At 71.1% G+C, this 26,831-nt stretch carries 29 protein-coding genes; 10 read left to right on the forward strand and 19 right to left on the reverse strand.

Annotated features, from left to right (window positions below; translation table 11 throughout):
* Positions 1 to 41: 41 nt before the first annotated feature.
* Together AFM16_RS13240 and recO are read right to left on the reverse strand one after the other, a co-directional pair.
* Positions 42 to 893, reverse strand: coding sequence for an isoprenyl transferase (locus AFM16_RS13240; protein ID WP_078633432.1), 852 nt, complete (start codon positions 891 to 893; stop codon positions 42 to 44).
* A 43-nt stretch (positions 894 to 936) separates the two neighbouring features.
* Positions 937 to 1,683: a DNA repair protein RecO gene (gene recO, locus AFM16_RS13245; protein ID WP_030779161.1), complete on the reverse strand. Its 747-nt coding sequence runs from the start codon at positions 1,681 to 1,683 to the stop codon at positions 937 to 939.
* A 166-nt stretch (positions 1,684 to 1,849) separates the two neighbouring features.
* Between recO and AFM16_RS13250 the strand changes: the two genes are divergently transcribed.
* Positions 1,850 to 3,031, forward strand: a complete 1,182-nt coding sequence (locus AFM16_RS13250) for an MFS transporter (RefSeq protein WP_078636930.1) — start codon at positions 1,850 to 1,852, stop codon at positions 3,029 to 3,031.
* On the opposite strand, the gene AFM16_RS13255 is transcribed toward AFM16_RS13250, so the two are convergent.
* The 6 genes from AFM16_RS13255 to AFM16_RS13280 form a co-directional block, all read right to left on the reverse strand.
* Positions 3,032 to 3,952 carry a hypothetical protein gene (locus tag AFM16_RS13255; protein WP_245177688.1) on the reverse strand — a complete coding sequence of 307 codons (921 nt, stop codon included), beginning with the start codon at positions 3,950 to 3,952 and terminating at the stop codon, positions 3,032 to 3,034.
* Between the two features lie 103 nt (positions 3,953 to 4,055).
* Complete coding sequence (locus tag AFM16_RS13260) at positions 4,056 to 5,021, reverse strand: SCO2521 family protein (RefSeq protein WP_078633433.1); 966 nt, start codon at positions 5,019 to 5,021, stop codon at positions 4,056 to 4,058.
* A gap of 1 nt (position 5,022) precedes the next feature.
* Complete coding sequence (locus AFM16_RS13265; protein ID WP_078633434.1) at positions 5,023 to 6,024, reverse strand: SCO2522 family protein; 1,002 nt, start codon at positions 6,022 to 6,024, stop codon at positions 5,023 to 5,025.
* The gene (locus AFM16_RS13270; protein ID WP_030779176.1) at positions 6,021 to 6,941 is read right to left on the reverse strand and encodes an SCO2523 family variant P-loop protein; all 921 of its coding nucleotides are present in this window, start codon (positions 6,939 to 6,941) and stop codon (positions 6,021 to 6,023) included. The genes AFM16_RS13265 and AFM16_RS13270 overlap by 4 nt, the downstream gene beginning before the upstream one ends.
* A gap of 3 nt (positions 6,942 to 6,944) precedes the next feature.
* The gene (locus tag AFM16_RS13275; protein ID WP_030779178.1) at positions 6,945 to 8,801 is read right to left on the reverse strand and encodes an SCO2524 family protein; all 1,857 of its coding nucleotides are present in this window, start codon (positions 8,799 to 8,801) and stop codon (positions 6,945 to 6,947) included.
* A gap of 49 nt (positions 8,802 to 8,850) precedes the next feature.
* A complete protein-coding gene (locus AFM16_RS13280) occupies positions 8,851 to 9,624 on the reverse strand; it encodes an SCO2525 family SAM-dependent methyltransferase (RefSeq protein WP_051780014.1) in 774 nt (257 codons plus the stop codon).
* 118 nt (positions 9,625 to 9,742) lie between these two features.
* Here AFM16_RS13280 and AFM16_RS13285 point away from each other — a divergent pair, with 118 nt between their 5' ends.
* The gene (locus AFM16_RS13285; protein WP_030779183.1) at positions 9,743 to 10,288 is read left to right on the forward strand and encodes a GNAT family N-acetyltransferase; all 546 of its coding nucleotides are present in this window, start codon (positions 9,743 to 9,745) and stop codon (positions 10,286 to 10,288) included.
* A gap of 321 nt (positions 10,289 to 10,609) precedes the next feature.
* On the opposite strand, the gene AFM16_RS13290 is transcribed toward AFM16_RS13285, so the two are convergent.
* Positions 10,610 to 11,071, reverse strand: coding sequence for a protein-tyrosine phosphatase family protein (locus AFM16_RS13290; protein WP_078633436.1), 462 nt, complete (start codon positions 11,069 to 11,071; stop codon positions 10,610 to 10,612).
* Positions 11,072 to 11,569: 498 nt separating this feature from the next.
* Between AFM16_RS13290 and AFM16_RS13295 the strand changes: the two genes are divergently transcribed.
* Positions 11,570 to 12,100 (forward strand): SigE family RNA polymerase sigma factor, encoded by a 531-nt coding sequence (locus tag AFM16_RS13295; RefSeq protein ID WP_037874395.1) that lies wholly within the window; start codon positions 11,570 to 11,572, stop codon positions 12,098 to 12,100.
* A complete protein-coding gene (locus tag AFM16_RS13300; protein WP_078633437.1) occupies positions 12,097 to 13,005 on the forward strand; it encodes a hypothetical protein in 909 nt (302 codons plus the stop codon). The genes AFM16_RS13295 and AFM16_RS13300 overlap by 4 nt, the downstream gene beginning before the upstream one ends.
* Before the next feature lie 23 nt (positions 13,006 to 13,028).
* Here the strand turns inward: AFM16_RS13300 and AFM16_RS13305 are convergent, their stop codons facing one another.
* Together AFM16_RS13305 and leuA are read right to left on the reverse strand one after the other, a co-directional pair.
* Positions 13,029 to 13,727 carry a TerB family tellurite resistance protein gene (locus AFM16_RS13305; RefSeq protein ID WP_030779195.1) on the reverse strand — a complete coding sequence of 233 codons (699 nt, stop codon included), beginning with the start codon at positions 13,725 to 13,727 and terminating at the stop codon, positions 13,029 to 13,031.
* Between the two features lie 216 nt (positions 13,728 to 13,943).
* Positions 13,944 to 15,665: a 2-isopropylmalate synthase gene (gene leuA, locus AFM16_RS13310; protein WP_030779199.1), complete on the reverse strand. Its 1,722-nt coding sequence runs from the start codon at positions 15,663 to 15,665 to the stop codon at positions 13,944 to 13,946.
* 342 nt (positions 15,666 to 16,007) lie between these two features.
* Here leuA and AFM16_RS13320 point away from each other — a divergent pair, with 342 nt between their 5' ends.
* From AFM16_RS13320 to AFM16_RS13330, 3 genes are read left to right on the forward strand one after another with little or no spacing between them, the layout of a single operon-like run.
* Complete coding sequence (locus AFM16_RS13320; protein ID WP_030779201.1) at positions 16,008 to 17,078, forward strand: M4 family metallopeptidase; 1,071 nt, start codon at positions 16,008 to 16,010, stop codon at positions 17,076 to 17,078.
* 21 nt (positions 17,079 to 17,099) lie between these two features.
* Positions 17,100 to 17,366 carry a protealysin inhibitor emfourin gene (locus AFM16_RS13325; RefSeq protein WP_030779203.1) on the forward strand — a complete coding sequence of 89 codons (267 nt, stop codon included), beginning with the start codon at positions 17,100 to 17,102 and terminating at the stop codon, positions 17,364 to 17,366.
* Between the two features lie 58 nt (positions 17,367 to 17,424).
* On the forward strand, positions 17,425 to 18,750 hold the full coding sequence (locus tag AFM16_RS13330) for a GH1 family beta-glucosidase (RefSeq protein WP_078633438.1): 1,326 nt from the start codon (positions 17,425 to 17,427) through the stop codon (positions 18,748 to 18,750).
* A 3-nt stretch (positions 18,751 to 18,753) separates the two neighbouring features.
* On the opposite strand, the gene AFM16_RS13335 is transcribed toward AFM16_RS13330, so the two are convergent.
* Entirely contained in the window at positions 18,754 to 19,155 is a 402-nt protein-coding gene (locus AFM16_RS13335; RefSeq protein WP_078636931.1) for an ATP-binding protein, read from the reverse strand.
* Between the two features lie 146 nt (positions 19,156 to 19,301).
* On the opposite strand from AFM16_RS13335, the gene AFM16_RS13340 reads away from it, so the two are divergent.
* Together AFM16_RS13340 and AFM16_RS13345 are read left to right on the forward strand one after the other, a co-directional pair.
* Positions 19,302 to 20,087, forward strand: a complete 786-nt coding sequence (locus tag AFM16_RS13340) for a helix-turn-helix domain-containing protein (protein ID WP_107419077.1) — start codon at positions 19,302 to 19,304, stop codon at positions 20,085 to 20,087.
* A complete protein-coding gene (locus AFM16_RS13345) occupies positions 20,084 to 20,269 on the forward strand; it encodes a DUF397 domain-containing protein (RefSeq protein ID WP_078633440.1) in 186 nt (61 codons plus the stop codon). Before AFM16_RS13340 ends, AFM16_RS13345 begins: the two co-directional genes overlap by 4 nt.
* Positions 20,270 to 20,278: 9 nt before the next feature.
* Here AFM16_RS13345 and era read toward each other — a convergent pair whose 3' ends face one another.
* Positions 20,279 to 21,232, reverse strand: a complete 954-nt coding sequence (gene era / locus AFM16_RS13350; RefSeq protein ID WP_078636932.1) for a GTPase Era — start codon at positions 21,230 to 21,232, stop codon at positions 20,279 to 20,281.
* 147 nt (positions 21,233 to 21,379) lie between these two features.
* On the opposite strand from era, the gene AFM16_RS13355 reads away from it, so the two are divergent.
* Positions 21,380 to 21,718 (forward strand): P-II family nitrogen regulator, encoded by a 339-nt coding sequence (locus AFM16_RS13355; RefSeq protein WP_030779219.1) that lies wholly within the window; start codon positions 21,380 to 21,382, stop codon positions 21,716 to 21,718.
* Here the strand turns inward: AFM16_RS13355 and AFM16_RS13360 are convergent.
* From AFM16_RS13360 to ybeY, 6 genes are all read right to left on the reverse strand, one after another.
* Positions 21,715 to 22,671 carry a WxL protein peptidoglycan domain-containing protein gene (locus tag AFM16_RS13360; RefSeq protein ID WP_245177970.1) on the reverse strand — a complete coding sequence of 319 codons (957 nt, stop codon included), beginning with the start codon at positions 22,669 to 22,671 and terminating at the stop codon, positions 21,715 to 21,717. The genes AFM16_RS13355 and AFM16_RS13360 overlap by 4 nt on opposite strands.
* 108 nt (positions 22,672 to 22,779) lie before the next feature.
* Entirely contained in the window at positions 22,780 to 24,126 is a 1,347-nt protein-coding gene (locus tag AFM16_RS13365) for a WxL domain-containing protein (RefSeq protein WP_179123272.1), read from the reverse strand.
* A 151-nt stretch (positions 24,127 to 24,277) separates the two neighbouring features.
* Positions 24,278 to 24,631 (reverse strand): cytidine deaminase-like protein, encoded by a 354-nt coding sequence (locus tag AFM16_RS13370; RefSeq protein ID WP_078633442.1) that lies wholly within the window; start codon positions 24,629 to 24,631, stop codon positions 24,278 to 24,280.
* 37 nt (positions 24,632 to 24,668) lie between these two features.
* Entirely contained in the window at positions 24,669 to 25,028 is a 360-nt protein-coding gene (locus AFM16_RS13375) for an MmcQ/YjbR family DNA-binding protein (protein ID WP_030779231.1), read from the reverse strand.
* The gene (locus AFM16_RS13380) at positions 25,025 to 26,329 is read right to left on the reverse strand and encodes a hemolysin family protein (protein WP_030779233.1); all 1,305 of its coding nucleotides are present in this window, start codon (positions 26,327 to 26,329) and stop codon (positions 25,025 to 25,027) included. The genes AFM16_RS13375 and AFM16_RS13380 overlap by 4 nt, the downstream gene beginning before the upstream one ends.
* Positions 26,326 to 26,823, reverse strand: a complete 498-nt coding sequence (gene ybeY / locus AFM16_RS13385; RefSeq protein ID WP_030779236.1) for an rRNA maturation RNase YbeY — start codon at positions 26,821 to 26,823, stop codon at positions 26,326 to 26,328. Before ybeY ends, AFM16_RS13380 begins: the two co-directional genes overlap by 4 nt.
* Positions 26,824 to 26,831: the final 8 nt, after the last annotated feature.

The raw sequence follows: 26,831 nt of genomic DNA on the forward strand, positions 1-26,831 counted from the left end.
GGGATCCGGCGAAACGGTCCGTCCGTCCCCGCGCCGGGCGGCTACGAGCCGGCGGACGGGTCGGGGGCCGAGCCCTCCATGGCGAGGAGTTCCTCGTTCGGGATGGCCCCGCCGAAGCGGCGGTCGCGGGAGGCGAACTCGACACAGGCCCGCCACAGGTCGCGGCGGTCGAAGTCCGGCCACAGCACGTCCTGGAAGACCATCTCGGCGTACGCGCTCTGCCAGAGCAGGTAGTTGGAGGTGCGCTGCTCGCCGCTCGGGCGCAGGAACAGGTCGACGTCCGGCATGTCCGGGTAGTACAGGTACTTGGCGAGGGTCTTCTCGTTGACCTTCGACGGGTCGAGGCGGCCCGCCTTCACGTCCTCGGCGAGCGCCTGCGCGGCGTCGGCGATCTCGGCGCGGCCGCCGTAGTTCATGCAGAAGTACAGGGTGAGGCGGTCGTTGCCCTTGGTCTGCTCCTGGGCGACCTGGAGCTCCTTGGCGACCGACTTCCACAGCTTCGGCATCCGGCCCACCCAGCGCACCCGGATGCCCAGCTCGTCGAGCTGGTCGCGGGTCTTGCGGATGAAGTCGCGGTTGAAGTTCATCAGGAAGCGCACCTCGTCGGGCGAGCGCTTCCAGTTCTCGGTGGAGAACGCGTACAGGGAGATGTTGCGCACACCGATCTCGATCGAGCCCTGGAGCACGTCCAGGACCCGCTCGGCGCCGACCTTGTGGCCCTCGGTGCGGGGCAGCCCGCGCTCCTTCGCCCAGCGGCCGTTGCCGTCCATGACGATCGCCACGTGCTCGGGCACCAGCTCGCCGGGGAGCTTCGGCGCGCGGGCGCCGGAAGGGTGCGGCTCCGGCGCCTTGTACTCCCGACGCTGCCGCCCCAGGAACCCGCGTACGACCATGTGCCTCTCGTCTCCTCTGTCGCTTGCCGTGTGTGTGCTGCTGCTATTTCTCTACGTACCGCAGGGAGCGCAGGCCGCGCTCCAGATGCCAGTGCAGGTAGGCGGAGACCAGCCCGCTGCCCTCCCGCACATGCCGCGGCTCGCACGCGTCCGCGGTCTCCCAGTCTCCCGTGAGCAGCGCGCCCAGCAGGAGGAGGGTCTGCGGCGAGGGTACGACGCTGCCGGCCACCCGGCAGTCGGCGCAGACGCTGCCGCCGGAGGCGACGGAGAAGAACCGGTTGGGTCCGGGCATGCCGCACTTCGCGCAGGCGTCGAAGCTGGGCGCGTAGCCGTTGACGGCGAGGGAGCGCAGCAGGAACGCGTCGAGGACGAGGTGGGGGGCGTGCTCGCCCCGGGCCAGCGTCCGCAGGGCGCCCACCAGCAGCAGGTACTGCTGGACGGCGGGCTCGCCCTCGTGGTCGGTGAAGCGCTCGGCGGTCTCCAGCATGGCGGTGCCGGCGGTGTAGCGGGCGTAGTCGGTGACGATGCCGCCGCCGTACGGCGCGATGGTCTCGCTCTGGGTGCACAGCGGCAGTCCGCGTCCGACCAGCTCGCTGCCCCGGGAGAAGAACTGCACGTCGACGTGGGAGAACGGTTCGAGCCGCGCCCCGAACTTCGACTTGGTCCGCCGCACCCCCCGAGCCACGGCCCGCACCCGCCCGTGCCCGCGCGTGAGCAGGGTGATGATCCGGTCGGCCTCGCCCAGCTTCTGGGTGCGCAGCACGACGCCGTCGTCCCGGAACAGGCTCACCGGACGCCTCCGGGGGCGTGGACGGGCGTGCGGGGCTGGCTCATGGGTTCATTCTCGCCTACGGCGGAGGGGGTGTGGGCCCTCCTGACCGGACAGCCCTTAGGATCCCCCGGTGGTGCGCGGGGCGCTGGGGCGCGGGTTCGGGTGGTTGTGGGCGGCGTACGCCATGAGCAGCTTCGGGACCTGGCTGGCGTTCAGCGCGTTTCCGCTGATCGCCGTGGTGGTGCTGCACGCGGGCCCGGCCGAGGTGGCGGCGCTGGCGGCCGTGGGCCCGGCGGTGGGGGCGCTGCTGGCGGTGCCGCTCGGGCCGTGGGTGGAGTTCCGGCGCAAGCGGCCGGTGATGATCGCGGCGGATCTGGTGCGGTGCGCGGCGCTGCTGAGCGTGCCCGCCGCGTACGCGCTGGACGCTCTCGGGTTCTGGCAGCTCCTGCTGGTGTCGGCGGTCGTCGCGGCGGCGGACATCGCGTTCACGGCGGCGAGCGGGGCGTTCCTGAAGGGGCTGGTGGCGCCGGGGGACCTGCTCGTGGCGAACGGGCGCTTCGAGGCGACGATGTGGACGTCCAGCATGCTGGGCCCACCGCTCGGCGGGGCCCTGACGGCGCTGTTCGGGCCGGTGCTCACGGTCGCGGCGGACGCGGTCAGCTATCTGCTCTCGGCGGCGGGCCTGCGCGCGATCGGCGGCCGGGAGCCGAGGCCCGTACGGCAGGACCCCGCGCAGCGGCTCCGCGCGGCGGACCTGTTCGCGGGCTGGCGCCATCTCCTCACGCACCGGGCGCTGCGCCCGCTGTTCCTGAACGCGGTCCTGGTGAACGGTCTGATCATGGCGTCCGCTCCCCCGCTGGCGGTGCTGATGCTGGGCCCGCTCGGTTTCGCGCCCTGGCAGTACACGCTGGCCTTCGCCGTGCCCTGCGCCGGCGGTCTGCTGGGCTCCCGGCTGGCCCCGCGGCTGGTGGCACGGTTCGGGCGGCGCCGGGTGCTGCGGACCGCGGGCATGCTGCGGGCGCTGTGGCCGGTGGGGCTGGCGTTCGTGTCGGCGGGGCCGGGCGGGCTGGCGCTGGTGATGGCCGTGGAGTTCGGTCTGATCTTCCTCTCGGCGGTCTTCAATCCCGTCCTGGCCACCTCCCGGCTGGAGCTGACCCCGACGGACCGGGTGGCCCGTACGCTGTCGGCCTGGTCGGTGGCGAGCCGGGCGTCCGTGGCGGTGCTGACGGCGCTGTGGGGCGCCCTCGCCGCGTTCACCGGCCCGCGCACGGCGATCGGCCTGGCGGCGGTGCTGCTGTGGGCGACGCCGCTGCTGCTGGCGGCGGGCACGCCGAAGGGGGCCGTGCCCGCGCCGGCGTGCCGGTGATCAGTCGCCGTCCGGTGCCGTCCCGTTGGTGCGGGCGCGGACCTGGCCCGGCACGCCGTTCGGGGAGTGGGCCGGGTCGGCGGCCTCCCAGAGCAGGTTGAAGCGGCGGATGAGCGGGTCCACCTCGTTCGCGCGGGCGTTGATCGTCGTCGAGGAGTTCACGCTGAGCTGGTCGGCGTGGATCTCGTACGACAGCGCTCCGTCGAAGACGATGAAGTCGATCATCTTGCCGCGCCGGAAGTACGGCGGGAGTTCCTCCAGGGCGACGACGCGGACGTCGATGCCCATGTCCCGCTGCTCGGTGCAGATGGGCACGAGCGCGGCGAACTCCTCGGGCCGTTTGACGATGAACAGCCGCCGCACCCGGATGCGCCGGGCCGGGTCGAGGATGGCCTCGCGCTGGGCGGTGAGATAGCGGCCGGCCGGTTCGGTGGACCAGAAGCCGTCGTCGACGACGGTGGTGCTGATGGCGTCGATGCTGTGCCGGGTGCACTTGGTGAGCGTCATCAGCCAGTCGTGGTTCTCGCCGGAGGACTCGGCGCTGAGGCTGGTGAGGTCCTCCATCACCCCGGCGAGCCGGTTGATCTCCTCGTGGGCGAACTCGTGGAGGATCTCCGGCCCTCCGGAGACGACCTTGGTGGCGTTCTCGGCGAGCCGGGGCACGCCGTCGTCGCGGAGTTTCTCCACCTCGTTGAAGAGCTTGGTGGCCTTGCCGATGTCGGCGAAGCGCTTGTCCACCGAGTCCTTGACGGCGTGCATCTGGTTCACGAAGGAGACCAGGAACTGCACGATCAGGACGATGCCGCCGCACAGGACCGACAGCACGAGCTGCCAGGGTCCTTCCTCGTCGGCGCCGACGACATTGGTGAGCAGATAGACGGCGCCGCCGACCACCACGGTGACCAGCAGTTTCTGGGTCACGTGCCGGGCACCTGTGTAGGGACTGATCGGACTCGTCGGTGCGTTCATCTCGCTTTCTCCCCCCGTTGGGATCGTGCGTGAACCGATGTGCGTGCTGGTGCGGTCAGGGCGCGGCGAGCGCGTCGCGCCGGGTGAGGTTGCGCAGCGCGAGCTGGTCGCGGATGCGCTGGGCCAGGGTGTTCCACTGCCGGGTGTAGCCGGCGTCCTTCTCCAGTTCCTCCCAGGTGGTGCGCAGGGCGCGGTCGACGCGGGCCTGCGGCATCCACAGGTGGAGCAGATGGTCGACGAGCGGGCGCAGCACCTTCAGGGCGGCGGTGCCGTCGTCGGTGCCGATCCGCAGGCCGTCGAGTTTGTCGTTGACGGTGGTCAGCAGCCAGTCGTGCAGGGCGAGGTCCTCGCAGAGCCCGGCGGCGACGGCGGGTTCGGTGCCGCGCGGCAGGAGCAGTTCGACGATCCGCAGGCCGTCGTCGGCCTTGGTGAACCGCAGGGACGCCGGTTCCCCGTCGGCGGCGGGTGCCGCGGTCCAGCGCAGCGCGGTGTCGGCGGTGTTGAGCGGGGTGTCGTAGTCGAGGAGGCGGTGGGTGCGGGAGATCCGGGCGAGGAGGCTCTCGGCGATGGAGCCGATGTCGAGTTCGCCGGGCTGGTGTCCGGTGAGGAAGCCCTCGGTGACGGATTTCTCGGCGAGTCTGCCGACGGGGACGAGGGTGCCGGGGCGGACCAGGTAGTAGCCCCAGGGGCGGCGCCGGTCGGGGCCGTCGGTAGGGGCGGAGAAGTACGCCGTGGACTGGAGCACCCGTCCCTCGACCAGGACGGCGTGGGCGGTGACGGTGCCGACGGCGCGGATCCGGGCGCCGGTGGCGGTGGGCAGCCGGCAGTCGACGCCGGTGAGGACGTCCGGGGAGACGGCGTGCCGGTTGGGGTGCCGGGAGACCCGTACGCGTTCGTCGGCGCGCAGCCGCAGGAGCTGGACGGCGGTCGGCTCGTCCACGGCGTCGCGGGTGGGCAGCAGACAGGTGCGCACCTCGCCGCAGACGAGGGCGGGTCCCTCCGGGGTGCCCAGGCCGGTCATGTCACAGCCCCGGCGGGAACACGTAGGAGGTGCGGTCGACCACGCCCGTGGGCACGGTGACGCCCTCGCCCGCGGCCCGTTCGGCGACCATCGCCAGTGCCTCGGCCTCGACGTGGACCTGGTCGAGGATGACGCGTACGGCGTGCTCGACGGGCAGGAACCGGGCGGGCAGGACGCTGCACGTGACGTAGGCGGTGAAGGGCGCGGCCGTGGCGTTGAGCTTGAGCACGGGCGGCAGGGCGTCCCAGTCGGCGGGGAAGTCCTTGTCGGACCAGTCGACGGGGGTCATGACGGCGCGGCCGTTGTCGCGGAGCAGTCCGAGGCGGACGAGCTGCCACACGGAGGCGAGGAAGGCGCAGGACCAGAGGCGTTCGTCCTCGGGGCCGTTCCACAGTTCGACGTCCATGAAGACGGAGTGGCCGCGGGCGCCGGTCTCGGCGGGCGGCTGCCAGACGGCGCCGCTGGCGTCGAGGGCGGCGGAGGTGCGCTGGGTGGGGGCGCGCCGGCCGTTGGTGAGCCAGCCGGTGCGGCCGACGGGCGGGCGGAAGCCGTTGCTGCCGGGCGGCGGCAGTTCGACGAGCCGGTGCAGCACGGCCTCGGCGAGCGGGGTGCGGTCGCGGGGGGCCGGGGCGCCGGTGACGGGTGAGGGGTTCGCGCAGCCGGACTCGCGGGCCAGGTAGTCGATGGTGAGCCCGGCGTCGGCGGCCGCTTCGAGCAGTGGCGGTATGAGTTCGGCGGGGGTGGAGAGCCGGGAGAAGTAGTCGTCGATCAGGAAGCAGGTGCTGATCCGGGGCCGCCGGCCGGCGGGCAGCGGGCCGGTCCCGGCGCGGGCGGCCTCCACCCAGGGGCGTACGGAGGCGAAGTGCCGGCGCAGCCGGGAGGACCCTTCGGCAAAGTCCTCCATGTACAAGTGGCCTAATTCCAGGGAGAGATGGGAGAACGGCACGGATTCCGTGCGGGGTTCGGCGCTGGTCTCCCGGAAGACCGTTTCCGTTCCGCTCACAACTGCCCCCAGAACTTGTCGTCGGTGAGCCGTTGCGCGAGGTCTCCCATGGCCTGCCAGGTCTCGTTGTTGGCGATTCGCCGGTCGTGCACGTCGTCGTCGGTGATGAGGCGTTCCTGCCACTGGAGGACGGGTTCCAGCGGAATGGACGACAGCACCCGGGTCTTGCCGATGCCGCGGCCCGCGGCGAGTTCTTCGAGGTCTTTGTCGCACTGCCGCATCCACGCGTACTGGGCGGGCGAGACCTGTGACCACAGCGGTGATTCGAGATCGGGTACGGCGGCCCGTACGAAGCGGATGGAACCGTTGAGCGCGTCGGGCAGATGTCCCATCGCGATACCGGCCTGGACGATTCCCTGTTTCCCGTACACGAGTTCGGCCGCGGCCATGACGTGCTGGCGGGTCCAGCGGTGGTAGACGAGCCAGCGGTTCTTCAGCCGGCCGAGGCCGCCGCGCGGTGAGGTGGCGGCCAGCGCGAGATCCATCGCGTAACTGCGTCCGGCGCTCAGGTCGATGATGATGACGTCGAATTCACGCTTCAGCCGCAGGACGAGATCGACGCAGCGATGGAGGTTCTCCTCGTCGGTGACGAATTCGCCGCCGGTGCGGTCGCCGGGCAGCAGCACCAGCCGGCCGGAGCCGCCGGGCCGGCTGCGCAGCACGGGGTGTTCGGTGCGGGCCCACACGTCGACCCGCAGCGGTTCACCGGTCTTGCCCTTGAGGTAGGAGTGGAGTCCGCGGCCCTCGGCCTCGGAGAGGACGTCGGGCAGGTCGAAGACGGCGGCCGCGGTGGGCGAGCCGAAGTCGAAGTCCAGATAGCAGACGTCGTCCCCGTCCAGGGCGCGGTGATAGGCGAGGTTGGCGCTCGTGACCGAGCGGCCGGTGCCTCCCTTGTCGGAGGCGGCGAAGACGAGCACCGGTCACACCCCCCGCCCGACGCCCCGGGCGCGGGCCAGGGTGTCGAGCCGGATCAGGACCCCGAGGGCCAGCGCGTGGGCGGTGCCGGGCTGTTTGTCGACGAGCCGCCGGGCGCGGCGCAGGTCGGCCTCGATGCCCTTGAACTCTTCTCCCTGGGGGCTCTTGGGCGTGGGGGCCGGTTGTTCCATCTGCTCTTTTCCGAAGAGGTGGGCGGCCTCGCTGAGGGCCGCCTGGGCCAGTGCGGAGATGTCGGCGCTGCGGATCGGGTCCTGGGCGTACAGGGCGTGCGCGGCGACCATGCACTCGGTGACGCGCTCGGTGATGCTCCAGGACAACGGGCCCTGGCGGACCGGTGATTCGGGGTAGACGGCGTGCACGTTGTCCCAGAGGCCGACGCCGTCGCCGTCGGAGACCCGGCGCTGCCAGAGGTGGTCGAGGATGTCCTCGGCGAGCCGCAGCAGCCGGTCCTGGGAGGCGATGTTCCGGGACAGCGAGCAGAGTTGGATGGTCCGCTTGAGCAACTGCGCGGAGAAATCACCCATGGTCCACTTCATGGCCGGGCCGAGTTCCTCGCTGCCGAGCAGCGGGAGGGTGACGCCGGGGTTGTGCAGTTCGACCGCCGGGTCGTCGCGGGTGGTGCCGCTGGTGATGCGGCCGCGTTCGGCGAGGCGTTCCATGACGGCGACGGTGCGGGTGAGGTCGTCGTCGGTGGCGCGGCGGCGGACCAGGTCGTGGACGAGGATGGAGGCCACGGAGAGGGAGAAGTACTCCGACTCCAACTGCTGGAGGGTGGTGCGCCAGGGGATCTCCTCCAGCGGCCAGGTGGCGCCGTCGAAGCGGGCGATGGCGGACCAGTACTGCTGGGTGATCTCCCAGCGCAGCCGGAGGGCGTCGGCGAGCTTCTGCTGTTCGGCGTTGAGCAGACCGAGGACGAGGGTGCGCTCGGAGGACAGGTCGGGGATGCCGTCGAGGGCGACCACGGTGAAGTACAGGTAGGGCACGGCGCGGGCGGCGCCCTGGGGCTGTTTGCCGACCTGTTCGGCGGTCTCGGGCTCCAGTTCGACCTCGGGGGCGCCCTTCACCAGGCTCCAGGCCCAGCCGCACTCGAACAGGCGGTTCTCGTTGCGGAGTTGGTCGGTGACATCGGTGTCGAGACCGAGGGTGACGCTCTCGGTGATGAGGGCGCGCAGCGATTTGAAGCGGTCCTGGAAGCGCTGGAGGACCTGGCGGTCGGAGAGCCGGCCGCGGCCGAGCAGCCGGGCGAGCGCCTGACCCTGGTCGGAGCCGATGTCGACGACGTTGACGGTGAAGGAGCGCAGCAGGCTCACCATGGCGGCGGTCAGCCGGGCGCTGGTCTCCTCGCGGAGCTTGTCGATCCGGGCGAGGGTGGAGGCCCGCTGGGTCTTGCCGCGGTAGACCTTGAGGAAGCCGAGGGTGGCCAGACACAGGGTGATCGACATGGAGTAGGAGTCGACCACTCCCAAGTCGCGCTGTTCCTGGGTGAGTTCGACTTCCGGGTCCTCGGCGGCGAAGTAGTAGCCGCCGGAGAAGGTGGGGCTCTGCGGGCTGCGGTGCTTCCCCATGAAGTCGGCGAGGATCTCCACCAGGTTCGCGGGGATCTCGCTGGAGTCACCGGCGTGCCGCAGGGCCCTTTCCACGTCGAGCTGGGTGGTGTCGGGGTCGTCCAGCCGGAACGGTTCGATCTCGGTGGCGGGATAGAGCAGGCAGAGCAGTCGCTCGGCGTCGGCGACGCTGCTGCGGCCGCCCCATTCGCCCCAGTCCCATTTACCGTCGTCGAAGGAATGGCGGGCGACGGCCTGCCACACCTCCAGCAGATTCTGTCTCGGCTTGATCTGCATGCCCATTCCCCTCGCACAGGCCCGTCACCATGGAAAAGCGGTTACGACGTCATTCTTTTCGTCGGCCGCGCGCCAGGATCATTCCGGTGTATCCGTCACGAACGAGATCGCTCGTATTCAGGCGCTGAATGTCCACGCCGGGTTCGACGAGATCGCCGAGTGCGGTCCTGACGTCTTCCTTGTCGATGTCACGGGCCGGGAACTCGATATCGCCGACGCGATATCCCTGGGAATGCTCCATGAATGCGGTGGCGAAAGGAGCGCCGGGCTTGAGGGCGTGCATAAAGCTGCGCACGGCGTTCTGGAATTCCTCGAGGGAGGTGGTGATGGATTCGGCGACGAAGAACATCGTGCCGACGTCCCAGCCGGGTTCCGCGGCGCCCAGCTCGAACACGCTGCCCGCGATCGGGTCCTGGACGACCCTCTTGAACCGCTCGCGGGGGTTGTCCACGTCCGCGTAGCCCTTGCGGCCGCACAGGACCTTCCAGAACGGGTCCCAGTGGGCGTCGTACCAGTCGCGCTGTCCGAGGAGGTAGCCGCGGTTCTGCGCCGAACGCTCCAGAAGGGTGATGCTCTCGCACCAGGGGAGCATCGTGAAGGCCGGATAGAGATTCGGGCCGGCACCTACGTCAATACCGCGCGGAACGCGATCACCTCCCTCGAAATGATCACTGAAATGATCGCGTACGAGAGTGATGATCTCCTCGTCGACAGCCTGCATGACGAGGTAGTTGTGGCCGATGTACTGGTGGGGATCAAAGTCGTCCCACCGTACGTCTGCATTCAGCGTCCGATCGGCGGCGGTTGGCGGTCCGGAGGTCATGGTTAAGCGTAGCAGCCTGACGGGGTCTTGAAGGCGCTTCCGCTCAGGGTAATGATTGGGCGATCGAGCAGCAAATAACACAAAGCCGCAATTCGGTCGACACTCACAAGGGGACGGCATGACTCCTCTTCCGGGAGATCGTTTTCTGTCGGGCGCCGGTTCGATCGTGAGCCAGGTGTCCGGCCCGATGTCCAGCCAGGGGTCAGGGGGCGGGCCACTGAGGATCAGAGCGGTCACCGAGGACGATCTCTCCCATGTCGTCCGCCTCGACGCGGCGGCCTTCCCCGCCGACCCCTACCCGTTCTTCGTGCTGCGCCAACTGCTCACCGCGTTCCCGGAGTTCCTGCTGGTCGTGGAGGACAGCGCGAAGGATCTGCGCGGCTATGTGCTGGCCACGCCGCCCTACGACGCGCAGAGCTGGATCCTCAGCCTCGGCATCACCCCCGAGCTGCGCCGACAGGGGCTGGGCCGCGAGCTGATGACCCGCATCCTGGGCCTGCTCCGCGCGAAGGGCACCCACTCGGTGTGGCTCTCCGTGGAACCCGGCAACGACTCGGCGGTCGCCCTCTACCGCTCCCTCGGCTTCGTCCCGGAACCCCAGGGCCCCCGCCTGGACTACTTCGGCCCCGGCGAACACCGCCTGCTCATGTCACTGGCCCTGTAACCCCCACGCGTGACACTGCACCGGTCAGGGCGCCGACGCGAACCACCGCACGTGACACCGTGCCGGTCAAGGTGCCGACGCGAACCGCCGCCACGTAACGCCGTGCCGATCAGCGTGCCGACGCGAACCGCCGCAGGTGACGCCGCGCTGGTCAAGGTGCTGGAACGAACCGCCGCACGTGACACCGTGCCGGTCAAGGTGCCGACGCGAACCACCGCCACGTAACGCCGTGCCGGTCAGCGTGCCAGCCCCAACCGCCGCATGTGACGCCGCGCCGGTCGGCGTGCCGACGCGAACCGCCGCCACGTAACGCCGTGCCGGTCAGCGTGTCGGCCCGAACCGCCGTACGTAACGCCGCTGCCAGGGAGTCTCCACGGCGTGCCGGTCGTAGTGCCGTCGCACGAACGCGACCGCCTCGGCGGCCGGGACGCCGTCGAGCACCGCCAGACACGCCAGCGCGGTCCCGGTCCGGCCACGACCGCCACCACAGGCGACCTCCACCCGCTCACCGGCGGCCCTGCGCCACGCCTCCTCCAGGGCTGCCCGGGCGTCGTCCCGGTCCACCGGCAGCCAGAAGTCCGGCCACCGGACCCACCGGGCCTCCCACGCCACCTCGGGCGGCGCCGCCCCCAGCAGATACACCCCGTACGTCGGCGGGGGCCCGTCCGCTTCCATCCCCCGCCGCACCCCCCTCCCCCGCACCAACCGCCCGGACGGCAACCGCAACACCCCGTCCGCCGCGGGGTCCCAGCCCGCGCCGCCCTGACCGTCGTAGCTCTCCATCCGGCCATTCGACCTTGCCCCACCCACCCCGGGCAACCGGTTCCCCTCGACCGCCGGAACACCCGACGCCGGGCGCACCCACCGAAGGCCACCAGTCCCCCACCCCGGCCAACCGGTTCCCGCCCCCGGCGGCAGCCAGAACGCCCCAGGAGCACCAGAAGTCCCGGTCACCCGCTGGCCGCAGGCCACCACCCCCGCCGCAACCCGCCCCGCCCCGCCGCGCCGCGCCGCGCCGGGCAGCCGATCACGGGGCGGGCGCCCTCGGCACGCCCCTCGAACCCGCCAGCCCCGCCCGGGCGACCGACCCGCACCGACCGGCGGCCGGCCGGCTTCCCGCCACCGCATCCCGCCCCGAACCGGCTCGCCCCCACGGCAGCCACAACACCCCGCCCGTCCCCGCCCGCCCGGGCGACCGACCCGCACCCCCACTCCAATCCGTCCCGCCCCCAGGCAACCAATCCCCTCCCCACCGTGGTCTGGAGGGCGAGGAGGGGGTTCATGCAGGTCGAACTGGAGGAGCGGTTCCAGGAGTTCGTCAGGGCGCGGTGGTCACGGTTGGTCCGGACCGCCTATCTGCTCACCGGCGACGTCCACCACGCGGAGGATCTGACGCAGACCGCGCTCGCGAAGGCGTACCGGTCGTGGCGGCGGATCGCGCGCAGTGACAATCCGGAGGCGTACGTCCGCCGGATGCTGGTCACGTGCAACAGCGACCGGTTCCGCAAGCGGCGGGTCGCCGAGGCGCTGACCGCCGCGCCGCCCGAGCGGGTGGGGCAGGACGATCCCGCCGGGCGGCTGTCGGAGCGCGGTTCGCTGATGGCGGGGCTCGCCCTGCTGCCCGCGCGGCAGCGGGCGGTGGTGGTCCTGCGGTACTGGGAGGACCTGTCGGAGGCGGAGGTGGCCGAGGTGCTCGGCTGCTCCACCGGCACGGTCAAGAGCCAGGCGTCGAAGGGGCTGGCCAAGTTGCGTACGTATCCGGGACTGGCGCCGAGCCGCACGGTCTCCGGTCGGGAAGGAGGCGGCAGATGAACGGGCGGGAAGACGAGCGCTTCGAGGAGCGGCTGCGGGAGCTGCTGAGCGAGGACGCCGAGACGGTCCGGCCGGCGCCGGCGCCGTACCCGGCGATCCGGCGGCGCGGGCTGGCCGAGCGGCGCCGCCGGGTCGCGGCGGTCGGCGCGGCGCTGGTGACGCTGGCCGTGGTGCCCGCGGGGGCGTACGCGCTGGCCGGTGCGGGCACGGACCGCGGCGCGGACACGGCGGCCCCGAAGCCGTCGGTCAGTGCGCCGAGGACCCCGGCCGCGTCCCCGGCGCCCGCCGGTCCCGGCCGCCCGGCGACGCCGGGGCAGTTGGTGGACGGCATCACCTTCGAGCAGGCGGCCGACGGCCTGGCGAAGTGCCTGAAGGCCGAGCGCACGACACTGGGCGGCCACCGCGATCTGCTCGGCGCGCCCGAGGACTACCGGATCGTCCTGGCGATACCGAAGACCGGCGACTCCAACTCCCCGGGCGACGGCCTCTACGTCGTCGGCGTGCGGGAGCGGCAGACGGACTCCCGGGTGATCTGCACCCTGGAGGACGGCGTCGCGTCGGGCATCAACGTCAGCTCGTCCGACGCCAACGGCCCGGACGTGGGCAAGGTCGTGCCCGACATCAACGGCGGCAAGCTGTACCGGCAGTCGGTGCTCGACGACGGCAACTGGAAACTCCCGTTCCGCTGGGGCGCGATCGGCACGGTCGAACCGTCCGTCGCCGAGGTGACCGTCTCCTACGGCGGCGGCCCCGCCGTGCCGGCCGCCCTGGACCACGGCTGGTTCGTCGCCACGGGCACCCTGGACCACCAGGTCACGCTGGCCCCGCGCGTCAGGGGCTACGACGAGGCAGGCACCCTCGTCTACGACTCCGACACCGACCCGACCTACCAACGGCAGCTCTAGACAAGGGAGTTACCCACGGGCGTTCAGGACGGCGTGCCGGCCGCCGCCGCGAGCAGGCGGGTCACGTCGTCCGCCCGCAGGGTCAGCGCGGCGCCCACCGTGGCCAGGACCTCGCGCTCGGCGGGTGTGTAGGGCCCGTCGGCGAGGGCGATGCGGGCGCCCTGGAGGAGGATCGACTCACGGCCGACGGTGGCGAGGTGCGGGGCGAGCGGGTCGAGGGCCTCGTGCAGCTCTATGGCGAGCCCCGGCCCGCAGGGGTCGCCGTAGCTGCGGCCGGTGTCGGAGGCGAGGGCCGCGACGAGGGCGGCGAGCTGCTCCTGGGTGCAGTCGGTGAGACCGGCCGCGCGGACCGCTCCCGCGGCCGTCTCCAGCGCCTGCCGGGCGCAACTGTCGTCGGCGGAGAGCACCGCGAGGGCGACGGTGTGCACGGCGTCGCGCAGCATCGCGGAGAAGCGGGTGGTGGTCGGATGGTCGAGGGCGTCGGTGCCGTACTGCTGCTGGCAGGCGGCGCACTCCACGACGGGCCCGGTCTCGCCGCGCGGCAGGACGGGCACGCCGAGGAAGGTGAAGCGGCGCCGGCCGGTCAGCCGCTGGTAGTTGCGGTCGCCGCCGCAGCCGGGGCAGAAGAACTCGCCGTCCCCGACCGGCGTCCACGCGGTGCGGGTGCCCACGATGCGGGCATGTCTGGTGCCCCGGCCGTCTCGTCCCCGTCCTGGCAGCACGTCGCACCTCCGTAACTCCCCCACCGCCTTGCGGGCGTGAGCGAGGCCCCCACGGCAACATCGCCGTGTCTGCGTGATGTTAGCCACATCCGGGAGGAGTAGTCAGCACCTGGGACGAGACCTTTCCGTGACCTCCACGTACGGGTGGCCGAGAAACGACGGAGCCCCGGCCGCCGTACCCGGCGATCGGGGCTCCTGAACTCCCGGGAGGAGTGATCAGCGCGTGGCGCGGTTGACGGCGGAGACAACCGCCTTCAGCGAGGCGCGTGTGGTGTTGGCGTCGATGCCGATGCCCCACAGGACCTTGCCGTCGATGGCGCACTCGATGTACGAGGCGGCCTGCGCGGAGGCGCCCTCGCTCATGGTGTGCTCCTGGTAGTCCAGCAGGCGTACGTCGATGCCGATGGACTGCAGGGCGTCGAAGAAGGCCGAGATAGGACCGTTGCCGGTGCCGGACAGGACCGTGTCGACGCCGTCGACCGTGGCCTCGACCGTGAGGGTGTCCACGCCGTCGGTGTCGGTGGTCGACTGGCCGGTGCGGACCTGGATACGGCCCCAGGGGTTCTCCGGGTTCGGCAGGTACTCGTCCTGGAAGACGGACCAGATGGCCGCGCCGGTGACCTCGCCGCCCTCGGCGTCCGTCTTGGCCTGGATGATCTTCGAGAACTCGATCTGCATCCGGCGTGGCAGGTCCAGCTTGTGGTCGTTCTTCAGGACGTACGCGATACCGCCCTTGCCGGACTGCGAGTTGACGCGGATGACGGCCTCGTAGGACCGGCCGACGTCCTTGGGGTCGATCGGCAGGTAGGGGACCGCCCACTCGATGTCGTCGACGGTGACGCCCTTCGCGGCCGCGTCGGCCTCCATGGCGTCGAAGCCCTTCTTGATGGCGTCCTGGTGGGAGCCGGAGAAGGACGTGTAGACCAGGTCGCCCACGTAGGGGTGGCGGGGGTGGACCTGCATCTGGTTGCAGTACTCCCACGTACGACGGATCTCGTCGATGTCGGAGAAGTCGATCTGCGGGTCGACGCCCTGGGAGAACAGGTTCATGCCCAGGGTGACCAGGTCGACGTTGCCGGTGCGCTCGCCCTGTCCGAACAGGCAGCCCTCGACGCGGTCGGCGCCGGCCATCAGCGCCAGCTCGGCGGCGGCGACGGCGGTGCCGCGGTCGTTGTGCGGGTGGACGGACACGCACACGTACTCGCGGCGCGAGAGGTTGCGGCTCATCCACTCGAAGCGGTCGGCGTGGGTGGAGGGGGTGGAGCGCTCGACGGTGGCCGGCAGGTTCAGGATGATCTCGCGGCCCGGACCGGGCTGGTAGACGTCCATCACCGCCTCGCAGACCTCCAGCGCGAAGTCCAGCTCGGTGTCGGTGAAGATCTCGGGGCTGTACTGGTAGCCGAACTCGGTCTCGGGGCCCAGCAGCTTCTCGGCGTACTCCATGACCAGGCGGGTGCCGTCGACGGCGATCTGCTTGATGTCGTCCTTGGAGCCGCGGAAGACGACCCGGCGGAAGACCGGCGCGGTCGCGTTGTACAGGTGCACGGTGGCCCGCTTGGCGCCCTTCAGGGACTCCACGGTCCGCTCGATCAGGTCCTCGCGGGCCTGGGTCAGTACGGAGATCGTGACGTCGTCGGGGATCGCGCCCTCTTCCTCGATGATCGAGCGCACGAAGTCGAAGTCGGTCTGGCCGGAGGCGGGGAAGCCGACCTCGATCTCCTTGTAGCCCATCGCCACCAGTTGGTCGAACATCCGGCGCTTGCGCTCGGGCGACATGGGGTCGATCAGGGCCTGGTTGCCGTCCCGCAGATCGGTGGAGAGCCAGCGGGGGGCGGCGGTGATCCGGTTGTTCGGCCAGGTGCGGTCGGGGATGTCGACCTGGTCGTACTGTCCGTACTTGTGGATCGGCATCGTGCTGGGCTGCTGGCGGTTCGCCATGGGGCGGTGGCTCCTCGGGATGACCGGAGTGTCCGGACGGAAGGACGGCCGACGCGCAACACCAAGCACCGCGGGGAGGGGGTCGGCCTCGACTACAGGCCCTCGCCGCGGCAGCTAAGGAGAAGCAGCCCGAAACGCATAGTGCTCCGCAGCCTAGCCGAGCCGCTGCTGTCGCGTGGGTCCGTATCAGTATGCGGGACCGCCAGGGACAGTCCCAGGAAAAGCACCCCAATCGTGGGCCATACCACTCGAACCGTCGGATCAGCACTGTTTGTCACCGTTTTTCACCAATCATGGTTGCGGGTGGTGACACCGTCATGACGCAGTGCAAGGGTGCCGGGCATGACGACGAACGGGGGCTTCGAGCCCGTCTTCTGCACGGTCGTACCGCCGCATGTCCTGGACAGGCTGGCGCGCAACGACGACCCCGCACTCTCCGGTCCCGCCCAGCGCACCCTGGTGCGCGACAGCGAGCTGCGCGCCAGGCGCCGGGTGACCACCGAGTTCGCCCTGGCGGCCGCCCCGGTGGCCAAGGCACCCTCCGAGCAGCCGCTGCGCACGATCTACGACGCCGGACACGGCACCGACCTGCCCGGCACCAAGGTCCGCGCCGAGGGCGAGGACCCCGGCCAGGACGCCACCGTCAACCGCGCCTACGCCGGGCTCGGCGCCACCTTCGAGCTGTTCCTGAAGGCGTACCGGCGCCACTCCATCGACGACGACGGCCTGCCGCTGGACGCCACGGTCCACTACGACGAGGGGTACAACAACGCCTTCTGGAACGGCGAGCAGATGGTGTTCGGGGACGGCGACGGCGAGATCTTCGTCGACTTCACCAACTCGATCGACGTCATCGGCCATGAACTGACCCACGGCGTCACGCAGTACACGGCCAACCTGACGTACTACGGCCAGCCGGGCGCCCTCAACGAGTCGATGTCGGACGTCTTCGGCTCGCTCATCAAGCAGTACTCGCTCGGCCAGACCGCAGCCGAGGCCGACTGGCTGATCGGCGCGGGACTGCTCGCCCCGGCCGTCACCGGCAGCGCCCTGCGCTCGATGAAGGCCCCGGGCACGGCGTACGACGACGACGTCCTCGGCAAGGACCCGCAGCCGGCGACCATGGACGACTACGTCCGCACCGGCCGCGACAACGGCGGCGTCCACATCAACTCGGGCATCCCCAACCACGCGTTCTACCTGGTCGCGACCGCCCTCGGCGGACACGCCTGGGAGAAGGCGGGCGTGATCTGGTACGACGTGCTGACCGGCGGCGAACTCTCGTCCCGGGCGCTGTTCACCGACTTCGCCGGGCTCACCGTCAAGGCCGCGCGCGAACGCTTCGGGGACGGCGGTGACGAACTCCGGGCCGTCGAGAAGGCGTGGGAAGGGGTCGGGGTGCGGATCCTGTAGTTCCGTACTACACAGAGACCCATGCGGATTCAGGTGAGGCGCACAGGCGGGTTCGCGGGCATCGAGCGGCAGGCCGAGGTGGACACCTCGGGGCGGCCCGACGCGTCCGAGTGGCACGCCCTGGCCGAGCGGGCGCTGTCCGCCGGCCGGGGCCGGCCCCCCGCCGGGGTGCCGGACGGCTTCAGCTACGAGATCACGGTCGACGGCCGCACGGTGCACGCGGCGGACCCCGGCCTCACCGAGGCCCAACGCGACCTGGTGCGGAGGGTGTTGAAGGAAGGGGCGTGACCACGTCTTGAGCCGTGACCGTTGACTTCCTTACCGGCCGGTACGGATGATCCGGCCCATGGCGACCGACACACGCGACGAGACGAACCCGATGCCCCGGTTCCCGGCCGGCTTCCAGTGGGGGGTGTCCACCTCCGCGCACCAGATCGAGGGCGCGGTGGACGAACGCGGGCCCTCCGTGTGGGACACCTTCACCGCCGAGCCGGGACGGGTGAAGGACGGCTCCACCGCGGCGGTGGCCTGCGACCACGTCCGCCGCTACCGCGAGGACGTGGCGCTCCTCGCGGACCTGGGCGTGGACGCGTACCGCTTCTCGATCTCCTGGCCGCGGGTGAACTCCCCCGGCGGCCTCGACTTCTACGACCGTCTGGTGGACGAGCTGGCGGCGGCCGGGGTCCGTCCGGTGCCCACCCTCTTCCACTGGGACCTGCCGGCCGAACTGGACTGGCTGGAACGGGACACGGCGTCGCGGTTCGCCGACCATGTGGCGAAGGTCGTGGACCGCCTCGGCGACCGGGTGACGCGCTGGATCACCCTCAACGAGCCCGCCGAACACACCCTGTTGGGCCACGCGCTGGGCACGCACGCGCCCGGGAGGCAACTACTCTTCGACGCCCTCCCCGCCGCCCACCACCAACTCCTCGCGCACGGCCTCGCGGTACGGGCCCTGCGCGCGGCCGGCACCTTCGACATCGGCATCGCCAACAGCCACGGCCCGACCTGGCCGGCTTCCGAGGAGAGCGCCGACGTGGAGGCGGCGGCCTTCTACGACCTCCTCCTGAACCGCCTCTTCGCCGAACCGCTCCTGCTCGGCGAATACCCGGAGGGCCTGGGCGAGTTGATGCCCGGGGACGACGTTGCCGCCGACCTCAAGGTCATCGCGGAGCCCCTCGACTGGTACGGCGTCAACTACTACGCCCCGACCCGGGTGGGCGCCCCGCAGGGCGCGGAGATCGAGTTCGGCGGCATCACCATGCCGGCCGAACTCCCCTTCTCCGTCCGCGAGATCGAGGGCGTCCCCACGACGGACTTCGGCTGGCCGGTGGTCCCCGAGGCCCTCACGGAACTCCTGACCACCTTCAAATCCCGCTACGGCGACCGCCTCCCCCCGGTGATCATCACTGAGAACGGCTGCTCCTACCCCGGCCTCGACGACCGGCCCCGCATCACCTACCTCGACACCCACCTCCGCGCCCTCCATGACGCGATCACGGCGGGCGTCGACGTCCGCGGCTACTTCACCTGGTCCCTCCTCGACAACTTCGAATGGGCGGAAGGCTACGAACGCCGCTTCGGCCTGGTCCACGTCGACTTCGAGACCCAGCGAAGGACGCCTAAGGCGTCGTACGCGTGGTTCCGGGAGGTGCTGCGGGCGCAGCGCTGACCCTCAACGCAGCACGAACTCGCACCACACGACCTTGCCGGGACTGCGCTCCCCCACGCCCCATTTGTCGGCCAGCGCCGACACGAGCAGCAGCCCGCGCCCGCCCTCGTCCGGTTCGTCGGTGATCTGCGGGACCCCGGTTCCGCTGTCGTGCACCTCGACCCGGACGAGGACCCGGTCGTACGTCAGCCGCAGCAGGAAACCCCGCCCCGGGGGAACCCCGTGCACCAGGGCGTTGGTGGCCAGCTCGCTCACACACAGCGACACGTCCGCGCTCCGCTCCCATGCGGCCAGCCCCCAGTGGGCCAGAGACCGGTGAGCGAACCGCCTGGCAGCGGGCACGCTGCTGCGGGCACGGCCGTAGAAGCGGTCGCGCGGGTGGGGGAGATCAATGGGCTCATTCACGGGACGAATGTCGCGCAGGGTGACTAGCCTGGTGCAGTACGTCATGCCGTACAGATGGTTTGTACGGGGTCGTGCGGGGTGGTGTGCGAATGAGTACGGGGAGTTCAGCAGGCATGACGCCTACACGGAGGAAGAACCAGTCGGCCATGAAGATGCTGGGCCGTCAACTGGCGGCGGCACGGCGGGCGGCGGGTATGAGCCAACCTGAGCTGAGCGCCGAGCTGAACCTGAACGAGGAGACGATCGCGTCGATCGAGCAGGGCCGACGGCCGCTCAAGCTGGACATCGCGGAACGCTGCGACGAACTGCTCGGCACGAAGGGAATGTTGGCGGCGGGGGTGTCCAACCTGCCGGAGGTGGACCAGTTCCCGCTGTGGGCGGAGGAGTACATGGACCAGGAGAAGGTGGCTGTTGCACTGTCCTGGTACGACACCGTGGTCATCTCTGGCCTGCTCCAGAACGAGGCATACGCACGGGCAGTGCTGCAAAACCGGGTCCCGGCATATGTGGAGGAGGGGCTGGAGACGGCGCTGCGGCTGCGACTCGAACGTCAGGAGATCCTGCACCGCAAGGACCCACCGACGATGAGCTTCGTGGTGTGGGAGGCTGCACTGCGCTTGAGGATCGGCACCGAGGAGATCCGGCGGAACCAGATGCAGTTCCTGCGTGAAGTGGCTGAACTGCCTTGTGTCTCGCTCCAGGTGTTGCCGTTCGAGAGCCCCTTTCACGCCGGTCTGGACGGCCCTTTCACCCTGCTTGAGACTCCGGACCACCAGCAACTCGCCTACACGGAGTCGCAACGCGGCAGCCAGTGGGTTGCCGACCCCGAAGACATCTCTCTGTTAACACGTCGGTATGCGATGCTGCGGACTCAGGCCCTGAACACCCAAGATTCCATGGGCCTGCTCGACCGCCTGCTAGGAGAGCAATGAGCACCGAAGCGCTTCAGTGGTTCAAGTCGACCTACAGCGGCAGCGACGGCGGCCAGTGCGTGGAGGTCGCCGCCTGCCCCCACGCCATCCACGTCCGCGACTCCAAGCAGGCCCCCGCTCAGGACCGCACCCTGAGCCTCGCCCCCGGCGCCTGGGCCGCCTTCACGTCCTCCCTCAAGTAGCCGGGGTCGTCAGAAGCCCAGCTTGCGGAGTTGCTTCGGGTCGCGCTGCCAGTCCTTCGCGACCTTGACGTGGAGGTCGAGGAAGACCGGGGTTCCCAGCAGCGCCTCGATCTGCTGGCGGGACTTGATGCCGACGTCCTTCAGGCGGCGCCCCTTCGGGCCGATGATGATGCCCTTCTGGCTGGTGCGCTCGATGTAGATGTTGGCGTGGATGTCGAGCAGCGGCCGGTCCGCCGGACGGTCCTCGCGGGGCAGCATCTCCTCGACGACCACCGCGATGGAGTGCGGCAGCTCGTCCCGGACACCCTCCAGCGCCGCCTCGCGGATCAGCTCGGCGACCATCACCTGCTCGGGCTCGTCGGTGAGGTCGCCCTCGGGGTACAGCGGCGGGCTCTCCGGCAGCATCGGGATCAGCAGGTCGGCGAGGAGCGACACCTGCTGGTCGCCGAGCGCCGAGACCGGCACGATCTCCGCCCACTCGATGCCCAGCTCCCGCCCGAGCTGGTCGATCGCGATGAGCTGCTCGGCGAGCGCCTTGCTGTCGACCAGGTCGGTCTTGGTGACGACGGCGACCTTCGGGGTCTTCTTGATCCCGGCCAGTTCCTTGGCGATGAACCGGTCACCGGGCCCGAGCTTCTGGTCGGCGGGCAGGCAGAAGCCGATCACGTCGACCTCGGCCCAGGTGGTGCGCACCACGTCGTTCAGCCGCTCGCCGAGCAGCGTGCGCGGCTTGTGGAGCCCCGGGGTGTCCACCAGGATGAGCTGCGCGTCGGGCCGGTGCACGATGCCCCGCACCGTGTGCCGCGTGGTCTGCGGACGGTTGGAGGTGATCGCCACCTTCTTCCCGACCAGAGCGTTCGTCAGCGTGGACTTGCCCGCGTTGGGGCGGCCCACGAAGCACGCGAAGCCGGCGCGGTGGACGGTCTCGCCCGACCGCTCGGATGACTGGGTACGAACGCTCATGGAGCCCATTGTCCCTGATCCCCGAAGCCCTGCCGCACACACGAGCGGCCCCACGACCGACCGCGGGCGACCGTGATCTTACGGTGCGCGCCGCCACCGCATACGATCACCGCGTCCCGGGCCCCGCAGGAAGGTCAGGCCGCACCCATGAAGCTCGTCACCGCGATCGTCAAGCCGTACCGCCTCGACGAGGTCAAGACGGCACTCCAGGAGCTGGGCGTGCACGGTCTGACCGTGACCGAGGCCAGCGGCTACGGCCGACAGCGCGGCCACACCGAGGTGTACCGGGGCGCCGAGTACCAGGTCGACCTGGTGCCCAAGGTGCGGATCGAGGCCGTCGTGGAGGACTCCGACGCCGACGCGGTGATCGACGCGATCGTGACCGCCGCGCGTACCGGGAAGATCGGCGACGGGAAGGTGTGGGCCGTGCCGGTGGAGACGGTGGTCCGGGTCCGCACCGGCGAGCGCGGCCCGGACGCCCTCTAGGCCCTCCAGGGCACTTTCCCGCCCCGCAGCCTGATCACCGCGAACCACACCCCCGCCCCGACCCCCACCACCAGCACCCCCGCCACCAGCCACGGCACCGCCAGGAAGGACACGGTCGCCGACTCCCTGGTGTCCCGCGCGGTCGCCGTAAGCGTCACGTCCGCGTGGTCGAGCTGGGGCGCGTCCCGCCAGCGTTCGGTGAGGCGGACGCGCTGGCCGGGGAGCAGCTCGGAGGGGATCTCCGTCAGGTCGCGGGTCAGCAGGGTGCGGCCGAAGAGCCCCCGCGCCCGCAGCTCCACCTGGGGGTCGAGAGTGACGTTCCCGGTGTTGTGCAGGGTGTAGGAGACGGTGGCCGTGCTGTCGCCGAGGCCGGGCACGAGCGGCTGGCGGTGGGAGACGCGGACGTCCTCCACGGCCAGCGCCGGCAGGGTGGGCCCGCCGACCTGGAGGTAGACGCGGGCGCCGACGGCCCGCCGTACACCGAGCGCGACCGCGCCGTCGCCCGGGTCGATCCGCTCGTCGAGGGCGACGATCGCGCCGGGGTGGTCGCCGGGCTCGGCGTCCTCGGGGACCTCGATGGTGACCGGCACGGTGACCGTGCGGCGGCCCGGCACGGTGACCCGGTCCTTCGCGGGCCGCGCCCACGCGCCGACGCCCCGCATCCGCTCCCCCTCCGACCGGACGGCGAAGCCGCCGTCCCGCGCGGTGTTGTAGGCGTCGGCGGCGTAGAGCCGGAAGGTGAGCGGTGCGTCGGTCTTGTTGGCGACGACGACCTCGTCCTCGATCGTCTGGCCGGGATCGGCGCTGACGTAGAAGTACGGGCGGGTGGAGACGGCCGAGGAGGCCGGGTAGACGGACCAGCTCCCGTTGTCGGCGGCACGCGCCGGTGCGGCGCACAGCAGCGGAAGAAGCAGAAGGAGGAGCGGCAGGAGGAGGGCGTACGGCTTGCGCAGCAGCATGGGTGCGGACCCCCGCGGGCGACGAAGGCGACGGAAGGGCGCGGTGGGCGGGCGGGTGCGGGCCGCTGGGACGGCCGCCCGCCACCGTGGGAAGAGCGTGGATCAGGTGAGCGTGAGCGTCAGGACGCCGGCGTAGGTGCCCGGGGGCGTGAACGCCGGTACGTCCAGGGAGAGTCCGGCCTTGACGGTGAACTCGCCGCCGGTGAGCGTGCCGTCCGGTGCGGACGCCAGGGTGGCTCCCGCGCTGCCGACGGCCCCGGCCGAGCCGGCCCGGCAGGTGCTGGGGCTGCCCGCCTTGGTGGTGCACTCGGGCGTCCAGCTCAGCTTGCCGGCGTCGATCTTGGCGCCGGCGCCGGTGAAGTCGGTGACCTTGCCGGTCAGGGACCAGCCGGCGGGTCCGCCGCGGTAGTCCTTGACGGTCACCGCGTTGAGGTCCCCGGTCGAGGCGTCGCCGGAGCCGAAGTCGACCGCGGACATCGCCACGGCGTCCCCGGCCTGGGACATCGACAGGGTGCCGGCCTTCACGGTGGTCGTCAGCTTCTGACTGCCCTCGGGGACGGGCTGGTCGTCGATGACGACGTACGCGACGGGCCCGGCGCCGAGGTCCGTGCTCCACGCGCCGCCCTCGTACGCCACCACGCCGGTCGTGGTGAGGTCGTTGACGACGAGCGAGCCCGAGACGGCGCCCTGCGCGTTCGCGGTCACGGTCGCCGTGTCCGCGGTCTGGGCGGCCCCGGAGCGTCCGGCGAGGGTGACCGTGGCGCCGGCCGTGAAGCCGGTGCCGGTGACGGCGACACTCGCGCCCGGCGCTCCGGAGGCCGAACCCAGGCTGATGGCACGGGTGTTGGCCGGCGGATTGTCCGCGGCGGTGACCGTCTCGGACACCGGGGCGGGCGGGTTCGTCACCGTGCAGGGGGTGTCCAGTTCCAGGATGTAGCTGGTGTGGATGTTGTAGTCGCCGGGCGAGAGGGTGATCGCGCCGGGCGTGGTGACGGTGAAGGTGCCGGTCATGGAGAAGGACGGGAAGACGCCCTTGCCGGGGACCGGCGGGTTCTTCTTGGGTCCCGTGACGGTGACGCTGCCGGACTGCGCGCCGCCGAGGGTGACCTTGCCCGTCGGGGTCATGATGTCGGCCGGCAGGGCGAGGTCGGTGGGGTTGCTGGCGGCGGGCGCGACCACCGTGTAGGTGACGGTGACGGTGTCGCCGACCTGGGGGGTGGCGTCGTCGACCGTGATCTTGGCGGTGGTGGTGCCGTCGATCGGCGGGATGCCCGCGATCGGCGGCGGGACGCAGTGCGTGGGGAAGTCGACGTTCACGGCCGCGGCGCCGGCCGGGACCGCCAGCGCTCCGCCCGCGGTGACCGCGAGCGCGGTCGCGCCGAGCAGCGATGCCCAGCGCCGTCTTCGGGACCGCGGGGAACTACAGGACGTGCGGGGTGTCGGACCCATGGGTGTGCCCCCTCCTCCGGGGTGCGGGCGCGGCGGCTCTTCCGCGCCGACAGGGGGCATTGAGGTGCGGATCGCCGGAGAAGTCAATGGACACGGCGATGCCAACTGATGGACCGTCAGCTTCCTGGTGCCGACGGCCGGGACGCCCGCGTCAGCCCGCGGACACCGTGCGGCGTACGGTGCCGTCCGTCGCGGCGAGATGCACCGGGGTCCCCGCTCCGCCGAGGTCGCGTACGGCGGCCAGGTCCGCCTCGTCGGCGCCCTCCGCCGCGGTGACCACCGCCGCCGCCTCCAGCGACCCGGCCCCCGAGGCCACCGCCATCGCCACGGCCGTACGCAGCGCGCTCAGCTTCAGCGACGGCAGATCGACGGTGGCCGCGACATACGTACGCCCCGTCTCGTCGCGTACGGCCGCCCCCTCGGGCGTGCCGTTACGGGCCCGCGCGGAACGGGCCAGGGTGACGATCTTGCGGTCCTCGGGGTCGAGCGCGCTGCTGTCGGTCATGCGCCGAGCATACGATCACCGGCGCGGGGTCACCGGCTCAGGGCCGGTCGAGGCGGAGCCGCTCGGCGCGCGGCAGCCCGGCCACGACCAGGTCGTAGGAGTCCTCGATCAGCTCCCGGACCAGCCGGTCGGGCAGGCCGCCGTCGACCGTCACCGTGTTCCAGTGGCGTTTGTTCATGTGGTAGCCGGGGGCGATCAGACCGGGGTGCTCGGCGCGCAGCCGGACCGCGTCCTCGGGGTCGCACTTGAGGTTGACCTTCAGGGGCCGCTCGTCCGTCGAGCTGAGCGCGAACATCTTGCCCAGCACCTTGAAGACCGAGATCTCCGGGCGGAACGGGAACTCCTCCACGACCGCGTTGAAGGACAGACAGCAGGCGCGCAGCTCGTCGGGGGTCACTCCGGTCCGCCCTCCCCGGGCGGGCCCGCCGGGGCGACCGGCTCCACCAGCACCGTGACGATCTTGTTGCGGCGGCCGGCGGCGGCCTCCGCGGTCAGCCGCAGAACCCGCCCGTCGGGCAGGTCGACCACGCTGGACGCCCCGGCGATGGGCACCCGGCCCAGGGCCTTGGCGAGGAGCCCGCCGACGGTCTCCACGTCCTCGTCGTCGTACTCCTCCAGGCCGTACAGCTCGCCGAGGTCGGTGATGTCGAGGCGGGCGGTGACCCGGAACCGGTCGTCGCCCAGCTCCTCCACCGGCGGCAGCTCCCGGTCGTACTCGTCGGTGATCTCGCCGACGATCTCCTCCAGGATGTCCTCGATGGTGACGATGCCGGCCGTGCCGCCGTACTCGTCGATGACGACCGCGACGTGATTGCGCTCCTGCTGCATCTCGCGCAGCAGGTCGCCGGCGTTCTTGGTGTCGGGGACGAACGCGGCGGGCCGCATCGCCGTCGACACCAGGTCCGACTCGGCGTCGCGGCTGATGTGCGTCTTGCGGACCAGGTCCTTCAGATAGACGATCCCGACGATGTCGTCCTCGTTCTCCCCGGTGACGGGTATCCGGGAGAACCCGGAGCGCAGGGCGAGGGTCAGGGCCTGGCGGATGGTCTTGTAGCGCTCGATGACGACCAGGTCGGTGCGCGGGACCATCACCTCGCGGACGAGGGTGTCGCCCAGCTCGAAGACGGAGTGCACCATCCGGCGCTCCTCGTCCTCGATGAGCGACTCCTTCTCGGCGAGGTCGACCAGCGCCCGCAGCTCGGCCTCGGAGGCGAACGGGCCGCGCCGGAAGCCCTTGCCGGGGGTGAGCGCGTTGCCGATGAGGATGAGCAGCGAGGGGATCGGGCCCATGATCCTGGCCAGCGGCAGCAGCACGTACGCGGCGGCCGTCGCGGTGTTCAGGGGGTGCTGGCGGCCGATGGTGCGCGGTGAGACGCCGACCGCGACGTACGACACGAGGACCATCACGCCGATCGCGGCGAGCAGCGCCGGGGCGGTGTCGTCGATCTCGCGCAGACACGCGTAGGTGACCAGCGCGGCGGCCGCCATCTCGCAGGCGACACGGACCAGCAGCGCCACGTTGAGATAGCGGGTGGGGTCGGCGGCGATCTGCGCGAGCTTGGCGCTGCCCCGCCGGCCGGACCGTACGGCCTCCTCGGCGCGGAAGCTGGAGACGCGCGCGAGGCCCGCCTCCGCGCAGGCGGCGAGCCACGCGACGACGACCAGGGCGATCGCGCCGCCGACGAGGGCGGGGCTCATGAGACGGTCGGGGCCGGGGACGGGCCGGTCAGGCCCTTCTCCGCACGCCAGCCGTCCACGATGGCCGCCTGGAGGCCGAACATCTCGGCCTTCTCGTCGGGCTCCTCGTGGTCGTAGCCCAGCAGGTGCAGCACGCCGTGGACGGTGAGGAGCTGGAGCTCCTCGTCCATGGAGTGCCGCGTGGGCGCGTCCGCCCCCTGCTTGGCCGCGACCTCGGGGCACAGCACGATGTCGCCGAGCAGCCCCTGCGGGGGCTCGTCGTCGTCCTTCGACGGCGGCCGCAGCTCGTCCATCGGGAACGACATGACGTCCGTCGGCCCCGGCAGGTCCATCCACTGGATGTGGAGCTGCTCCATGGCGTCGGCGTCCACGACGATCACCGACAGTTCGGAGAGCGGGTGGATGCGCATCCGCGCGAGCGCGTAGCGGGCGATGTCGAGGATCGCCTGCTCGTCGACCTCGGTTCCGGACTCGTTGTTGACGTCGATCGACATGGTGCTGG

Origin of the sequence: Streptomyces antibioticus, assembly GCF_002019855.1 — a bacterium.
GTDB lineage: Bacteria > Actinomycetota > Actinomycetes > Streptomycetales > Streptomycetaceae > Streptomyces > Streptomyces antibioticus_B.

Bases quoted from the DNA above. Each gene is read 5' to 3' on its own strand.
- AFM16_RS13285 (WP_030779183.1), top strand. From the start codon at position 9,743: ATGACTCCTCTTCCGGGAGATCGTTTTCTGTCGGGCGCCGGTTCGATC.
- AFM16_RS13275 (WP_030779178.1), bottom strand. From the start codon at position 8,801: ATGCAGATCAAGCCGAGACAGAATCTGCTGGAGGTGTGGCAGGCCGTC.
- AFM16_RS13380 (WP_030779233.1), bottom strand. From the start codon at position 26,329: ATGAGCCCCGCCCTCGTCGGCGGCGCGATCGCCCTGGTCGTCGTCGCG.
- AFM16_RS13330 (WP_078633438.1), top strand. From the start codon at position 17,425: ATGGCGACCGACACACGCGACGAGACGAACCCGATGCCCCGGTTCCCG.
- AFM16_RS13345 (WP_078633440.1), top strand. From the start codon at position 20,084: ATGAGCACCGAAGCGCTTCAGTGGTTCAAGTCGACCTACAGCGGCAGC.
- era (WP_078636932.1), bottom strand. From the start codon at position 21,232: ATGAGCGTTCGTACCCAGTCATCCGAGCGGTCGGGCGAGACCGTCCAC.
- AFM16_RS13260 (WP_078633433.1), bottom strand. From the start codon at position 5,021: ATGACCGGCCTGGGCACCCCGGAGGGACCCGCCCTCGTCTGCGGCGAG.
- AFM16_RS13370 (WP_078633442.1), bottom strand. From the start codon at position 24,631: ATGACCGACAGCAGCGCGCTCGACCCCGAGGACCGCAAGATCGTCACC.
- AFM16_RS13240 (WP_078633432.1), bottom strand. From the start codon at position 893: ATGGTCGTACGCGGGTTCCTGGGGCGGCAGCGTCGGGAGTACAAGGCG.
- AFM16_RS13320 (WP_030779201.1), top strand. From the start codon at position 16,008: ATGACGACGAACGGGGGCTTCGAGCCCGTCTTCTGCACGGTCGTACCG.
- ybeY (WP_030779236.1), bottom strand. From the start codon at position 26,823: ATGTCGATCGACGTCAACAACGAGTCCGGAACCGAGGTCGACGAGCAG.
- AFM16_RS13295 (WP_037874395.1), top strand. From the start codon at position 11,570: ATGCAGGTCGAACTGGAGGAGCGGTTCCAGGAGTTCGTCAGGGCGCGG.
- AFM16_RS13300 (WP_078633437.1), top strand. From the start codon at position 12,097: ATGAACGGGCGGGAAGACGAGCGCTTCGAGGAGCGGCTGCGGGAGCTG.
- AFM16_RS13325 (WP_030779203.1), top strand. From the start codon at position 17,100: ATGCGGATTCAGGTGAGGCGCACAGGCGGGTTCGCGGGCATCGAGCGG.
- AFM16_RS13290 (WP_078633436.1), bottom strand. From the start codon at position 11,071: ATGGAGAGCTACGACGGTCAGGGCGGCGCGGGCTGGGACCCCGCGGCG.
- AFM16_RS13280 (WP_051780014.1), bottom strand. From the start codon at position 9,624: ATGACCTCCGGACCGCCAACCGCCGCCGATCGGACGCTGAATGCAGAC.
- AFM16_RS13355 (WP_030779219.1), top strand. From the start codon at position 21,380: ATGAAGCTCGTCACCGCGATCGTCAAGCCGTACCGCCTCGACGAGGTC.
- leuA (WP_030779199.1), bottom strand. From the start codon at position 15,665: ATGGCGAACCGCCAGCAGCCCAGCACGATGCCGATCCACAAGTACGGA.
- AFM16_RS13365 (WP_179123272.1), bottom strand. From the start codon at position 24,126: ATGGGTCCGACACCCCGCACGTCCTGTAGTTCCCCGCGGTCCCGAAGA.
- AFM16_RS13340 (WP_107419077.1), top strand. From the start codon at position 19,302: ATGAAGATGCTGGGCCGTCAACTGGCGGCGGCACGGCGGGCGGCGGGT.
- AFM16_RS13250 (WP_078636930.1), top strand. From the start codon at position 1,850: ATGAGCAGCTTCGGGACCTGGCTGGCGTTCAGCGCGTTTCCGCTGATC.